Source organism: Citrobacter sp. Cpo032, assembly GCF_030332975.1.
Classification (GTDB): Bacteria; Pseudomonadota; Gammaproteobacteria; order Enterobacterales; family Enterobacteriaceae; genus Citrobacter; species Citrobacter portucalensis.
In genome coordinates this window covers 68496-82919 of record NZ_JAOWGU010000048.1, presented here as the reverse complement: position 1 = coordinate 82919, position 14424 = coordinate 68496, and the positions used below count along the sequence as shown (strand labels likewise).

Below are 14424 nucleotides of genomic sequence, written 5' to 3'. Positions count from 1 at the left end.
CTTACGCAACGGTTAGCTGACCCGCATAGAGTATAAAAAAACGCAGCAGCAGTACGCCGGTCAGGCTAGCACCGCAGACTGCCAGCACGCCATGAAACGTCGAACTGCGGTTGGCCCAGGGTTTTAGCAGCATCGGTAGTATCAGCCCAAGCCCAGCCACGCCAAGCCAGAACCACCAGGTCCAGAATCCACCGCCCAGTGCCGCCGCCAGCGCGCGCATTTTGCCGTCATCACCCAGCGCCAGACCAACAAAGAACGCCGCCAGCAGGAAGATCTCCAGCCATACCACCGGGACTTCCATGCGATGCACAAAGTGCGCTTCGGTGCTGTGCGGGTTGCTACGATGGCGTAACGCCATGGCGATCAGCGCCACCGCGGCGCCGGAGGAGATCCCAGAGAACAGGAACAGCACCGGCAGGATCGGGTTATTCAGGAACGGGTAAGATTTCAGCGCCGACAGCAGAAAGCCGGTGTACGCCCCGAGCAGGACCGCCAGCACCAGCATTAACGTCTCAAGCGCACGATGGAACGGCGCAATCAGCGTCAATACTTTCTGCACGATACCTAACCGCGGCAGCCAGCGCTGTTGCAGGACAATCACTTCTTTTTCAAAGATTTTTGCCAGCCACAGCACTAACACCACCATGTACAACTGGAACAGCATGACCCCCATCGACATCACCGAAGTGAAGCTGTAGTGGAACATCAGTTTCCAGAAAGTCCATGGCCGCGTCAGGTGGAACACCAGAATCAACAGACCGAGGATAATCGCCCCCGGCCCTAACACCAGCGTAGTGCGCAGCAGCGTGCTGTCCGAACCGCCCGCCTCCGGATGGAAGCGACGCAGCAGAATCGCCAGCGTGACCAGTCCGGCAGAGATACCTATCAGGAACAGATAGATGGCAATGGGCCAGTCCCACACCAGTGATTCAAAATGAAATGCAGAAGCGGATGTCATTGGCTCACCTCCCCAAATTTAAAGGGAACGCGGTAGACCTTCGGTTTTGTACCCAACGCCAGCTTGTAACGGTAGGTCGTTTTCTGCTGCAACAAACGGGAGATATCGCTGTTGGGATCGTCCAGATTACCAAACGTCAGCGCCTTCGTCGGACATGACTCAACGCAGGCGGGCTGTTTGCCCGCTTTCAGGTTGGTTTTCCGGCAGAAATCGCATTTATCCGCCGTTTTGCTCACCGGATGGATAAAGCGCACGCGATAAGGACACGCGGCAATGCAGTACTGGCAGCCAACGCAAAGGTCCGGGTTCACATCCACAATGCCGCTGGCGGCATCGCGATACGATGCCCCCGTCGGGCAGACGTCAACGCAGGGAGCGTGGTCGCAGTGCTGGCACGAATGACGGAAGAAGCGATACTTCACATCAGGAAACGTTCCTTGCGGCTCACTGCGAATAATCGTCAGACGCGATACGCCTTCCGGCACGTTGTTGACTTCGCGACAAGCATCCATACAGGCCGTACAGCCGATGCATAATGACTCATCATGTACCATACCGTAACGCACGCCGTTGATGTTCAGCGTCTTCGCCACAACGCGCCCCGCCGTCCCGCTCACTGCCACCAGCGCGCCGACGCCGGTGATAAACTGGCGACGAGAGCAACTCATGGATGCTCCTTAAGCAACGGAATCGACGCCGGGTTAAAGTTCGGATTGTTACGCTGATCGCTGTGGCAATCGACGCAAATCTTGATCCGTCCTTTATCGCTCAGCGTTTGCATCGTGTCTTGCTTCGGATGCAGTGAGTGACAGCTGGCACACGCCACTTTGGTTACATGGACATCGTGCGGCCAGAACGCTTTTTGCAGCTGCTCAGGCAGGTGACAGGACATACAGACGCTGTTCTGCTGCTCCACGTTGTACATCGGCTCATTAAAGCGCATCACATCTTTCACCCCTTCACGGTGGTTCGGTGATGGCTGGCCGTGACAGTTAGTGCAGGTGACCGGCAGTTTGTTATTCGGGTTGATGACTTCCGCATGCTTACCATGCATGCCTTCGGTATCCGGCTTGTGACAGTCCAGACAGGCAGCATCCGGATTACGCTGTTGGGTAACCGTCCAGCGTTGATCCGACTCCTGCGGCGTTGGCGTGGCAGTGATTCCACTCAGGCTCCATAACAAGCCTGACGCCAGCACCCCAGCAGTTAATAACGAACGTAATACGCTCATATTCACTCCGTTGAGTTATCCGCCCCTTGCGGGGCGAAATGGGGTTATTGGCTTAACAGACCGTTTTTACGCGCCTGATCTTCCCACTGCGGAATCACCGTTTTGATGAAGTCCTGCTTCTCAGCATTGATTTGCTGCATGTTGAGACCAATCGCCGCCTGGGCTTTCTCTTTGGTCGAGATATCCGGCAACGGAATTTCATGCGTGATGCCTTTGGTCGCCAGCAGACGGACCAGTTTGGTACGCGCGTCGGCGGCTTTATCCATTGCGCTACCCAGCATCCGCAGACCTTCTTCCGGGGCGTGCATATGAATACCGTGTGAGGCGATAGACAGGTCCCAGCGCCATTGTGCGTGACGGATATCTTCCAGAATCGGCTTCATTTCCGCTTCAGTCGCGCCCGCATCCCATGCGGCTTTCGCTTCGAAGTGCGCACGAACCAGCTGATCTTCAACTTTGATTTTCAGGTCATGAATGGCCTGTTTACGCTCGGCGACCACTTTTTGCAGGGACGCTTTGTCCTGGGTGTGGCAGTTCGCGCAGGTCTGAGGGAAGTTATCGAACGGGTTACCAATCTTATGGTCGGTGTAGATCTTGCCTTCCGCGTTTTGCACTTTCGGCATGTGGCAGTCGATACAGGTCACGTTGTTCTTGCCGTGAATGCCCGCGCTCCAGGTTTCATACTCCGGGTGCTGCGCTTTCAGCATCGGCGTTTTAGACAGGGAGTTGGTCCAGTCAGAGAAAGCAATGTTGTCGTAGTATTTCTCCATGTTCTCGACTTTCATGCCGTCGTCCCACGGGAACTTAACGGCTTTGTTTTTACCGTCGAAGTAGTATTCCACGTGGCACTGGCCGCAGACCATGGATTGCTGGTCAAAGCGACCGGCTTTCTCAAACGGTTTACCGATGGCTTCCATCGCGCGTTCTGCATAAGGACGCGACAGGGTCAGTTCTGGCTTGCCTTTGGCGAAGTCTGGTGACGCGGTATTATGGCAATCCGCACAACCGAGGTTGTTAACAATTTCCGGACCGCCGCGCGCCCATTTACCGTGGAAGTAGCCATCTTCACCGTCTTTCTGGATAAGACGCGCTACGTCCGGGCTTTTACAGCTCCAGCAGGCCATCGGCAACGGACCATCTTCTGCCGTTTTTGGTGCGCCGGTACGTAAGGTTTCACGGACATCGGTCACGGCATACGCGTGTCCCCGCGGTTTGTTGTAATCGCGCGAGAATGGGTATCCCGCCCACAGGATCACCAGACGCGGATCTTCTGCCAGTGCATCTTCACGGGCTGATTGCTCAGACGTGGCTTTCCAGGAGAGATATTGATCGGGATGCTGAGGTGCGAAGGTTTCATTCTTCGCTTCAACGGTGACGGTTTTTGCAGGTACAGAAGTTTGTTCAGCGTGAACAGCAGAAATAAATAATAAAGGTAATAACAGGCTGAAGAAACGGCGTACGCGTGATTTTATCCTTGCCATAGGGGTCTCATCCAGATGACGCCATTATCTGCAATGGCGGTTCTTTTATTGTTTTCCACAACAGCAACCACACGAATACTGTCATGACATTGCTCCACCCTATTTGTAACAAGAAACCACACTGAAAATGTTGTCTTTAATCAATTGTAAGTGTATGTAAAATACCACTTTAGAGTTATTACACCCCTCTAATCTCTCACTCTTTTGTCTAATTCAGAGACAGATCACCTTTTCAACAATCCTTTAGATAACTGCATGTTATCGCGAGATTTAATCAATTTTTGCTAGTTCCCTTCAAAATTCAGTTTGTCGCTAATTTGCACAATTCGTTTATTGCGTGATCTGCCGCGCAAATACTAAACAAAACTCTCAAAGCCCCTACATTTAACGTTTATGAGACATATTATTAACATCCTACAAGGAGAACAAAAGCCATGAGCCAAATACATAAACACGCTATTCCCGCAAACATTGCGGATCGTTGCCTGATAAATCCGGAGCAGTACGCAGAGAAATACCAGCAATCCGTTAACGAACCCGACACATTTTGGGGCGAGCAGGGAAAGATTCTTGATTGGATCAAGCCGTACAGCCAGGTGAAGAACACCTCCTTCGCACCAGGCAACGTGTCGATTAAATGGTACGAAGACGGCACCCTGAACCTGGCCGCAAACTGCCTTGACCGCCATCTGCAGGCAAACGGCGATCGTACCGCCATTATCTGGGAGGGCGATGACGCTACCCAAAGCAAAAACATTACCTATCGCGAGTTGCATCGCGATGTCTGCCGTTTCGCCAATACGCTACTGGATTTAGGCATTAAAAAAGGTGACGTGGTGGCCATTTATATGCCGATGGTGCCAGAGGCTGCGGTTGCCATGCTGGCCTGTGCCCGCATAGGGGCCGTGCATTCTGTCATCTTCGGTGGTTTCTCACCGGAAGCCGTCGCCGGACGTATCATCGACTCTAATTCACGCCTGGTGATCACCGCCGATGAAGGCGTACGCGCCGGACGCGCTATCCCGTTGAAAAAGAACGTCGATGATGCGCTGAAAAACCCGAACGTGAAGACCGTTGAACATGTGGTCGTCCTCAAACGTACCGGTGGTAAAACGGAGTGGCAGGAAGGCCGTGACCTGTGGTGGTCCGATCTTATCGAGAAAGCCAGCTCAGAACACCAACCGGAAGAGATGAACGCGGAAGATCCGCTGTTTATCCTGTATACCTCCGGTTCAACCGGCAAGCCGAAAGGCGTGCTGCACACTACCGGCGGGTATCTGGTCTACGCTGCAACCACCTTTAAGTACGTGTTTGATTACCATCAAGGCGATATCTATTGGTGCACCGCTGACGTGGGTTGGGTAACCGGACACAGCTACCTGCTGTACGGCCCGCTGGCCTGCGGCGCAACCACGCTGATGTTCGAAGGCGTACCAAACTGGCCAACGCCTGCGCGTATGTCACAGGTTGTGGACAAGCACCAGGTCAATATTCTGTATACCGCACCGACCGCCATTCGCGCACTGATGGCAGAAGGCGACAAAGCGATTGAAGGTACTGACCGTTCGTCGCTGCGTATCCTGGGTTCCGTTGGCGAGCCGATCAACCCGGAAGCGTGGGAGTGGTACTGGAAGAAGATCGGCAACGAAAAATGTCCGGTCGTCGATACCTGGTGGCAGACCGAAACCGGGGGATTCATGATCACCCCACTGCCGGGCGCTACCGAGCTGAAAGCCGGTTCCGCAACCCGTCCGTTCTTTGGCGTACAGCCTGCGATTGTCGATAACGAAGGTAATCCGCTGGAAGGCGCGACGGAAGGTAACCTGGTGATTACCGACTCGTGGCCAGGCCAGGCGAGAACGCTGTTTGGCGATCACGAACGCTTTGAGCAAACCTACTTCTCTACCTTCAAGAATATGTACTTCAGTGGCGACGGCGCGCGCCGTGACGAAGATGGCTATTACTGGATTACCGGACGTGTGGACGATGTGCTGAACGTCTCTGGCCACCGTCTGGGAACGGCTGAAATCGAATCGGCGCTGGTGTCGCATCCGAAGATTGCCGAAGCCGCGGTGGTGGGAATTCCGCATAATATTAAAGGCCAGGCGATCTACGCCTACGTCACGCTGAATCACGGTGAAGAGCCGTCACCTGAGTTGTACGCCGAGGTTCGCAACTGGGTGCGTAAAGAAATTGGTCCGTTGGCAACGCCAGACGTGCTGCACTGGACCGACTCACTGCCGAAAACCCGCTCCGGCAAAATCATGCGCCGCATCCTGCGCAAAATCGCGGCGGGCGATACCAGCAATCTGGGCGATACCTCGACCCTCGCCGATCCTGGCGTCGTGGAGAAACTGCTCGAAGAGAAGCAGGCCATCGCGATGCCATCATAACAAAGTCCTGAAAATGCCGGATGGCGACGCGAAAGCGTCTTATCCGGCCTACAAATCTGACCCTACCCTCTCTTCACCGGGAGGGAAATATAAAAAACCTCCCCCAAAGGATTTCGTGTTACAGGAAGGCGGCAAGCGAGCACATCCCCAAGAGCATAGTTCACTATGTAACTGGGGTGGGCGAGTGCGGCCAACGAACCTGTAGCACGAAAGACGCAGGGGGACCTCTGGAGAGCTCTGTGATGAATGACCAAATTTATCAGCGGATAGAAGACAGTGCGCGTTTCAGGGAGTTAGTAGAAAAACGGCAACGGTTTGCCACCATTCTGTCCATCATCATGCTGGCAGTTTATATCAGCTTTATATTATTGATTGCCTTTGCGCCGGGCTGGCTGGGTACTCCGCTACACGCGGGAACCAGCGTCACCCGCGGTATTCCGATTGGGGTCGGTGTGATCCTTATCTCCTTCATCCTGACCGGGATCTACATCTGGCGGGCAAACGGTGAATTCGATCGCCTGAACAATGCGGTTTTGCACGAGGTTAAAGCATCATGAAGAGAGTCCTGACGGCGCTTGCCGCCACGCTGCCCTTCGCCGCAAACGCGGCGGATGCTATTAGCGGTGCAGTCCAACGCCAGCCAACCAACTGGCAGGCGATTATTATGTTCCTGATTTTCGTCATCTTTACGCTCGGCATTACCTACTGGGCGTCAAAGCGCGTACGTTCGCGCAATGACTATTACACCGCTGGCGGTAACATCACCGGTTTCCAGAACGGGCTGGCGATTGCGGGCGACTATATGTCGGCGGCATCGTTCCTCGGGATTTCCGCGCTAGTCTTTACCTCCGGTTATGACGGGCTGATCTATTCACTCGGCTTCCTGGTCGGCTGGCCAATTATCCTGTTCCTGATTGCTGAGCGTTTGCGTAACCTGGGTCGTTACACCTTTGCAGACGTTGCGTCTTATCGTCTGAAACAAGGGCCAATCCGTATTCTGTCCGCCTGTGGTTCCCTGGTGGTGGTTGCGCTGTATCTGATCGCGCAGATGGTTGGCGCAGGTAAGCTGATTGAGCTGCTGTTTGGTCTGAACTATCACATCGCTGTCGTACTGGTTGGCGTGCTGATGATGATGTACGTTTTGTTTGGCGGCATGTTGGCGACCACCTGGGTACAGATCATCAAAGCCGTACTGTTGCTGTTCGGTGCCAGCTTTATGGCCTTTATGGTGATGAAACACGTCGGCTTTAGCTTCAATAATCTGTTCACCGAAGCGATGGCGGTACACCCGAAAGGTTCAGCCATTATGAGCCCGGGCGGGTTGGTAAAAGACCCAATCTCCGCACTGTCGTTAGGTCTCGGCCTGATGTTTGGTACGGCGGGCTTGCCGCACATCCTGATGCGCTTCTTCACGGTTAGCGATGCCCGTGAAGCACGTAAGAGCGTGTTCTACGCCACCGGTTTTATGGGTTATTTCTATATCCTGACCTTTATCATCGGCTTTGGCGCAATCATGCTGGTAGGTGCAAATCCGGCGTACAAAGATGCTGCGGGCGCGCTGATTGGCGGTAATAACATGGCGGCGGTTCACCTGGCGAATGCGGTGGGCGGTAACCTGTTCCTCGGCTTCATCTCAGCCGTGGCGTTTGCCACCATTCTGGCGGTGGTTGCCGGTCTGACGCTGGCGGGCGCATCGGCAGTGTCTCACGACCTGTACGCTAACGTGTTCCGCAAAGGCGCCACCGAACGTGAAGAGCTGCGGGTTTCGAAAATCACCGTGCTGGTGCTGGGCGTGATTGCCATCGTGCTCGGCGTGCTGTTCGAAAACCAGAACATCGCCTTCATGGTCGGCCTGGCGTTCGCCATCGCGGCGAGCTGTAACTTCCCCATCATTCTGCTCTCTATGTACTGGTCGAAACTGACCACGCGTGGCGCAATGTTGGGTGGCTGGTTAGGCCTGCTGACGGCAGTGGTGCTGATGATTCTTGGTCCAACGATTTGGGTCCAGATCCTCGGTCACGAAAAAGCCATTTTCCCGTATGAGTATCCGGCGCTGTTCTCCATCAGCGTAGCATTCCTCGGGATCTGGTTCTTCTCTGCCACCGACAACTCAGAAGAAGGCAACCGCGAACGCGAGCAGTTCCGTGCTCAGTTCATCCGTTCCCAGACCGGGTACGGCGTAGAACAAGGTCGCGCGCACTAACTTCCCTTCTCCTCCGGCTTTCGGGCCGGAGGATTACATCCTTTCTCAGAACATCAGCCTCGCCACCAGCGGTGCCACCAGCACCATTACCACGCCGGAAAGCATCATCACCAGGCTGGCAACGACCCCTTCCTGCTGACCGAGTTCATAAGAGCGTGCCGTGCCCGCACCGTGCGATGCTGCGCCAAATCCTGCGCCTTTCGCCATCCCTTCACGAATGGAAAGCCGTAAAAACAGCACATCGCCGACCGCCATACCAAATACGCCGGTCACCACCACGAACAATGCCACCAGGTCCGGCTGCCCGCCCAACGGTTCTGCCGCCGCCAGCGCAAACGGTGTGGTGACGGAGCGCACCGCCAGACTGCGTTGGATCTCATCAGGCAACATAAACAGGCGCGCCAGCCATACGGAACTGGTGACGGCCACCAGCGTTGCCGTTACCACGCCCGCCGTCAGCGACATCCAGTGACGCTTAATCACGGCAAGGTTGTCATACACCGGAACAGCAAACGCGATGGTCGCTGGGCCTAACAACCACAGCAACCAGTGCGATTCACCGATATAGTTTTGCCAGGAGATATGGCCGAAGACCAGCATCAGCACCAGCAGGGCCGGGGTGAGAACTAATGGCATTAGGGGTAATTTACGAAAACGGCGATACAGGCGCTTATTGGCAAAGTAGATACCCAGCGTAATCACCAGACACAACACGCTTAACTGGAAATTACTCACGGTTTAGCCTGCGCATTTCATAGCGATACACTTTATCCACCACCCACGCCGTTGCGCCGAGCACCATCAGCGTACTGATCGCAATCACGGCAAATATACGCCAGCCATCAACCAGCAACAGCGCCAGTGCCAGGCCGAAAATCTCTCGCCCGTGCTCGAGAAACTCACGTGTTGGTGTCTTCCAGCCATCGGCAAAGAGCAGCGGCGGGATGAACAGAACCAGGAACAGCTCAGGATCGAATTCCACATGCAAACCAAACGTCGGCCACGCCAGCAAGGCGCCGATGGCGATCTGCATAAGGGGTAAAGGAAGTTGGAAGGGCAATACGCGAGTAAATACCCCCGACAGCGAGACCACAAGGGTCATGATAAGTATGGTGAAAAAGATTTCCATGCGTTCCCTGTTTGCGATGTTTCTTATGATTGCTAATGAGAGGCGTCGTGCCTCAATTCTATCTAATTGAGAGTAACGCAAAAGACAACGAGTGTGTTCTGAAAATGAAAACGGGCGGCCAAAGCCACCCGTTTTTAGGATCGTCAGGAAATCAGAATCAGATAGCCCAACCGCCGGCGTAGAAGGCCACCAGCGCGATGGCGATCACCACGGTGCCGATGTTCAGTTTGCGCCATTCACCAGAAACGATGCGGCCAATTACCAGGGTCGCAAAGCCAATCATGATGCCGGTAACGATGTTACAGGTCAGCACGATAAATACGGCCGTAACCAGTCCTGCCATTGCGTCGACAAAGTCAGCGAAATCGATTTTCGCGACGTTGCTCAGCATCAACAGACCCACATACATCAGCGCAGGTGCCGTTGCGTACACAGGAACAAGATAAGAGAGCGGAGAGAGGAACAGGATCAGCAGGAACAGTACGCCAACGGTGATCGCTGTCAGGCCAGTTTTACCGCCTGCCGCCGTACCCGCTGCGGATTCAATGTAAACCGCCGCCGGAGCTGCACCCACCAGACCAGAGAACACGCTGCTCAGGGAGTCAGTGGTCAGCGCTTTGCCACCGTCGATAATCTGTCCGTCTTTATCCAGCAGATTCGCCTGTCCGGCTACCGCGCGGATGGTTCCGGTTGCATCGAAGACAGCGGTCATGACCAGCGCCAGCACGCTCGGCAGGACAATCGGGTTCAGTGCACCCATGATATCCAGGCTGCCGATCAGCGAGTTGCCGTTTTCATCACTCAGAGACGGCATGGCAAAAATGCCGGAGAAATGCACGGCCGGGTCGAAAATCAGACCAACCACGGAAATACCGATAATGGTCAGCAGAATGCCACCCGGTACTTTCAGTTTTTCGAGTCCAATAATCACCGCCAGACCAATTAACGACATAATGACCGGGAAGGTATCGAAGTCACCCAGCGCAACCGGCAGGCCGTCCAGCGGGTTCTTAATTACCAGACCGACACCGTTTGCCGCAATCAGCAGCAGGAACAGGCCGATACCAATCCCCGTACCATGCGCAACGCCCTGCGGCAGATTGCGCAGGATCCAGCTACGGATACCGGTCGCGGAAATGATGGTAAACAGGACACCCATCAGGAACACCGCACCCAGCGCAACGGGCACGCTAATATGTTGGCCCAGCACCAGGCTGAATGCGGTAAATGCGGTCAGAGAAATGGCGCAACCAATTGCCAGCGGCAGGTTTGCCCACAGGCCCATCACAATAGAACCGACGCCCGCGACCAGACAGGTCGCCACAAATACAGCAGCAGGTGGGAACCCGGCTTTACCCAGCATCCCCGGAACCACGATAACGGAGTAGACCATGGCCAGGAAGGTCGTTAATCCGGCAACGACTTCCTGACGAACGGTACTGCCGCGGAGCGAAATTTTAAACCAGGCGTCGAGTGAACCGCCGGTACGCGCTGAAGGCGTAGACATAGAAAACATCCCCTGAGAGTTTATTTTTTCGTCATTATGCGTGCTGGACAATCCACTGCCTGCTAAACGTTTTCTCCATGTGCCAGGTTTGCGTCAATAGGGGTGTCGCAAAAAAGCAAACGTTTAGCTCCGCGCATAAAAAACGGGTGGTAAAAAAAAGCAAACGATTATCCAGCGATCATACGCTGGTTTTCAACTGAACTTTGCCGCTTTTTACTCATTTCTTCTTATAACGCGCAAGAAATAACCAGTCGATGCGCAAACGTTATCGTCAATGCGCAATTTGGCAACAAATTTCGCGGAGTTATTACAACATCGGCGTGTTTATTTCGCGCAACTCGCGCAAGAAAACAGGTGAAGATGCGTAAAATTTTTTGGCTAAAAAATCACCATTTCACTGGCAAATGGAGGGAGGTGGCTTACACTTACACTATCAACACAGGCCGGAACCTCCCCTAATGTGCTCGACTGAGGGGTGTTGATGTCGGGGGAAACCCTCCCGTGAACCAGCGGGATAGAGTGAAAGACAAAGACCGGAACCAAACTAAAGCGCCCTCTGTGGCGCTTTAGTTTTATATCCTTCATACGCGTCACATATTTTAAACCAATTAATCATCTTCCAGCAGGCGCGCTCCGGTCCCCTGCTCGCCAAGCTGATCGCCAGGGTTACGCAACGGGCAATCGCTACGTGACAAGCATCCGCAACCAATACACCCATCCAGCTCATCGCGTAGCGCCACCAAAGTATGGATGCGTCGGTCCAGTTCTTCACGCCATTGCGAAGAGAGCTGCTTCCACTCTTTGGCACTAAGCGAATGCCCCTCAGGTAATACCCCTAACGCGTCACCGATCGTGGCCAGCGGGATCCCGATGCGTTGAGCAATCTTGATTATCGCGACGTAACGCAACACATCACGTTTGTATCGGCGCTGATTGCCGCTGTTGCGCATGCTACTGATTAACCCTTTGCTTTCATAGAAATGCAGGGTCGATACCGCCACGCCGCTACGTTTGGCGACTTCACCTGGTGTGAGCAGCGCTTTTATCCGGGGTAATTTCTTTTCCATAAATCGCTTTACCTCAAGTTAACTTGAGGAATTATACTCGCCCACAGACAAAACGACGAATCGAATACTGAGAAAGAGGCAGCCCTATGTCCCATCAGCAGATTATTCAGACCCTTATTGAATGGATTGATGAACATATCGATCAACCGCTGAACATTGAGGCGGTGGCGAAAAAATCAGGTTACTCGAAGTGGTATTTACAAAGAATGTTCCGCACGGTGACGCGCCAGACCTTGGGTGACTACATCCGCCAGCGTCGGCTTTTGCTGGCCGCCGTTGAACTGCGGACAACTGAGCGACCTATTTTTGATATCGCGATGGATCTTGGTTATGTGTCGCAACAAACCTTCTCGCGTGTGTTTCGCCGCGAATTTGATCGTACTCCCAGCGACTACCGCCATCGTCTGTAAGATTATTGCCCGCTCTGCGTCAGTATGGCGGGCGACCGTTGTATCCAGTGCATGAACTCCTGCGACGGCAGCGCCTTCGCAAAATACCAGCCCTGACAATACTGTACGCCGCGTTCAAGCAGCCATTCGATTTGCTCCTTCGTTTCCACCCCTTCCGCAATCGTCTTCAGGTGTAAGCTTTGTGCCATCTCAATAATATGTTCGGCAATCAAGTGACTGGTGCTGTTAGTGGACAACGTGCTAATAAACGATTTGTCGATCTTCAGGATATCGACATTCAGCGCTGACAAATTATGCAGATTGGAATATCCCGTGCCAAAATCATCAAATGCCACTTCATAACCCGCTTTGCGGAACGCCTGGATTACGGGGGTCATTTTATGTACATCTATGAACCCACGCTCGGTCACTTCGACTTTAATTTGCTGGGCCGCCACGGAGTACTCACGATTTTTGTCGTTAATCAGAGCAATCAATCGGGATGAATGAAAGTCAGAAGCGGAAAGGTTAATCGATATAGAAAGCTGAGGATGCGCCGAAAGAAAATACCCCAAATCGTTGAACACCTCTTCAACGACATAATCCGTGATCCGCTCAATCATTCCCTCTTTTTCAGCCAGCGGAATAAACTCCGTCGGGCTCATCACCTCACCTTTACAGCCCGGCCAGCGCAGCAGAGCTTCAGCACCAACACATTGCCCATTCTTAATATCAATAATCGGCTGGTAATGCAGGCAAAGCTGACGTTTTTTGATCGCGCGTTTTAGCAAACGCCGAGGGGATAAGTATTCCTGGCGCGTGCGCCACCACATTAGCAATATCAGGATGCTGCAGATAATCCCGAAGGGGATGGTTAATACCGCCTCGTGATAGAAAATCTGACTTACGCGGTTGTCTGAGGTCGACACAATAATCGCAATTGGACGTTTTTCTGAATGCACGATGGTGTAGAAGCGATCGTCTTGTTGAAAGGTCGAGGCTTCACCGCGTATGAGCGGCGCGAATTGCGCAATATTTGCCGCTTCGCTGGCAGAGAAAAACGTATCTGTTACTGTGTCATACACGCCCCAGGAGAGATCCGGATCATCTGACATGACTTCGCTGTAGGACAATGGATTGATGACTGCGACGTAGTTCCCGCGTTGCATGTACGTCATTCTGTAGCCAGCGAAAAAAGGGGTATCGCGGTAGTAATAGATGGCGATATCCGGCGTACGTTTATAGTCAGGTGTCGGCATAATATAAGTAACAGGCGACGCCATAGACGTAGAGCACAAAAAATGATCGCCCTGCGCATAAATTAGCTCACTGATATATAAACGACCGCGAATAATATTTAGCATACTTTTCTGATGTGCCGGGGTACACATCTTACCCTGATACAACTGGGCCATATCACGCGCCAAATCAGCTTGTAGGATCACCAATTCTGTTTTATTTAACACCAGTTGAGCAAAAGAGCGGAGTTGGCTATGGGTTTCGGTCATCGCCCGGATGTGCGCAAACCATATCGCCAGCACCACGGGGAACAATACCACCATGAATGTTCCCAGGAACTTCAGCATCTTGCGTCGCGCACTGTGATTCATGTCAGCCCTATTTCCCTGTTTCGTATATGCCAGAACCCATCAAGGCAGGATGCTATAAACACCGACTGATTAAGTTGCATGAATCTATCAGTATTAGCAACAGACTTCTCTATGTAAAAGTCTGATAATAGTTGATGATGATATTATTTTTCCGTAAGGCAAACTTAAAGTTATGCTTATTTCATAACGTTATTATCCCCACGGAGTAATTTTTTATGAGCATTATCCTGGCTGCATTTAAGAAATTCATTAAATTTTTTTAACGTTTAATTTAGGATAAATATAACAAGTAGATTAAATGTATGTTTAAAAGATGGTTATTTATTATCAACTCTTCATTAAACAAAACCACACATTTAGAGTGGTTATAAGCCTACAAAAATAACGGCCAATACTGGTGAACAAACGACCAGGTGTGATATAGTTCACAAAAATCATGTAACAGAAACAATGTTT

The 14424-nt window shown here is 52.7% G+C and carries 12 protein-coding genes and 1 pseudogene; 4 read left to right on the top strand and 9 right to left on the bottom strand.

What is annotated here, in order from left to right:
- Nucleotide 1 precedes the first annotated feature (1 nt).
- Genes nrfD through nrfA form a run of 4 tightly spaced genes read right to left on the bottom strand, consistent with a single transcriptional unit; the run spans nucleotide 2 to nucleotide 3670 of the window.
- On the bottom strand, nucleotides 2–958 hold the full coding sequence (gene nrfD / locus OGY33_RS18315) for a cytochrome c nitrite reductase subunit NrfD (protein ID WP_191238935.1): 957 nt from the start codon (nucleotides 956–958) through the stop codon (nucleotides 2–4).
- Nucleotides 955–1626: a cytochrome c nitrite reductase Fe-S protein gene (nrfC, locus tag OGY33_RS18310; protein ID WP_003031761.1), complete on the bottom strand. Its 672-nt coding sequence runs from the start codon at nucleotides 1624–1626 to the stop codon at nucleotides 955–957. Before nrfC ends, nrfD begins: the two co-directional genes overlap by 4 nt.
- On the bottom strand, nucleotides 1623–2189 hold the full coding sequence (gene nrfB / locus OGY33_RS18305; protein ID WP_003826649.1) for a cytochrome c nitrite reductase pentaheme subunit: 567 nt from the start codon (nucleotides 2187–2189) through the stop codon (nucleotides 1623–1625). The genes nrfC and nrfB overlap by 4 nt, the downstream gene beginning before the upstream one ends.
- A 44-nt stretch (nucleotides 2190–2233) precedes the next feature.
- Nucleotides 2234–3670, bottom strand: coding sequence for an ammonia-forming nitrite reductase cytochrome c552 subunit (gene nrfA / locus OGY33_RS18300; protein ID WP_003826647.1), 1437 nt, complete (start codon nucleotides 3668–3670; stop codon nucleotides 2234–2236).
- Between the two features lie 434 nt (nucleotides 3671–4104).
- On the opposite strand from nrfA, the gene acs reads away from it, so the two are divergent.
- From acs to actP, 3 genes are all read left to right on the top strand, one after another.
- Nucleotides 4105–6063: an acetate--CoA ligase gene (gene acs / locus OGY33_RS18295; protein ID WP_003826645.1), complete on the top strand. Its 1959-nt coding sequence runs from the start codon at nucleotides 4105–4107 to the stop codon at nucleotides 6061–6063.
- A gap of 242 nt (nucleotides 6064–6305) precedes the next feature.
- Nucleotides 6306–6620: a DUF485 domain-containing protein gene (locus tag OGY33_RS18290; protein ID WP_003031750.1), complete on the top strand. Its 315-nt coding sequence runs from the start codon at nucleotides 6306–6308 to the stop codon at nucleotides 6618–6620.
- On the top strand, nucleotides 6617–8266 hold the full coding sequence (gene actP / locus OGY33_RS18285) for a cation/acetate symporter ActP (RefSeq protein WP_008786931.1): 1650 nt from the start codon (nucleotides 6617–6619) through the stop codon (nucleotides 8264–8266). The genes OGY33_RS18290 and actP overlap by 4 nt, the downstream gene beginning before the upstream one ends.
- Nucleotides 8267–8311: 45 nt before the next feature.
- Here actP and OGY33_RS18280 read toward each other — a convergent pair whose 3' ends face one another.
- The 4 genes and pseudogenes from OGY33_RS18280 to soxR form a co-directional block, all read right to left on the bottom strand.
- The gene (locus OGY33_RS18280; protein ID WP_003031745.1) at nucleotides 8312–9001 is read right to left on the bottom strand and encodes an LrgB family protein; all 690 of its coding nucleotides are present in this window, start codon (nucleotides 8999–9001) and stop codon (nucleotides 8312–8314) included.
- 109 nt (nucleotides 9002–9110) lie between these two features.
- Nucleotides 9111–9395 (bottom strand): annotated as a pseudogene (locus tag OGY33_RS18275) (cation:proton antiporter domain-containing protein); the annotation flags it as partial.
- 157 nt (nucleotides 9396–9552) lie between these two features.
- On the bottom strand, nucleotides 9553–10902 hold the full coding sequence (gene ghxP, locus OGY33_RS18270) for a guanine/hypoxanthine transporter GhxP (protein WP_003826632.1): 1350 nt from the start codon (nucleotides 10900–10902) through the stop codon (nucleotides 9553–9555).
- A gap of 608 nt (nucleotides 10903–11510) precedes the next feature.
- Nucleotides 11511–11969: a redox-sensitive transcriptional activator SoxR gene (gene soxR / locus OGY33_RS18265; RefSeq protein WP_003826630.1), complete on the bottom strand. Its 459-nt coding sequence runs from the start codon at nucleotides 11967–11969 to the stop codon at nucleotides 11511–11513.
- Between the two features lie 86 nt (nucleotides 11970–12055).
- On the opposite strand from soxR, the gene soxS reads away from it, so the two are divergent.
- Complete coding sequence (gene soxS, locus OGY33_RS18260) at nucleotides 12056–12379, top strand: superoxide response transcriptional regulator SoxS (protein WP_003031731.1); 324 nt, start codon at nucleotides 12056–12058, stop codon at nucleotides 12377–12379.
- A 2-nt stretch (nucleotides 12380–12381) separates the two neighbouring features.
- Here the strand turns inward: soxS and pdeC are convergent, their stop codons facing one another.
- The gene (pdeC, locus tag OGY33_RS18255) at nucleotides 12382–13968 is read right to left on the bottom strand and encodes a cyclic di-3',5'-guanosine monophosphate phosphodiesterase PdeC (protein WP_191238936.1); all 1587 of its coding nucleotides are present in this window, start codon (nucleotides 13966–13968) and stop codon (nucleotides 12382–12384) included.
- Nucleotides 13969–14424 lie beyond the last annotated feature (456 nt).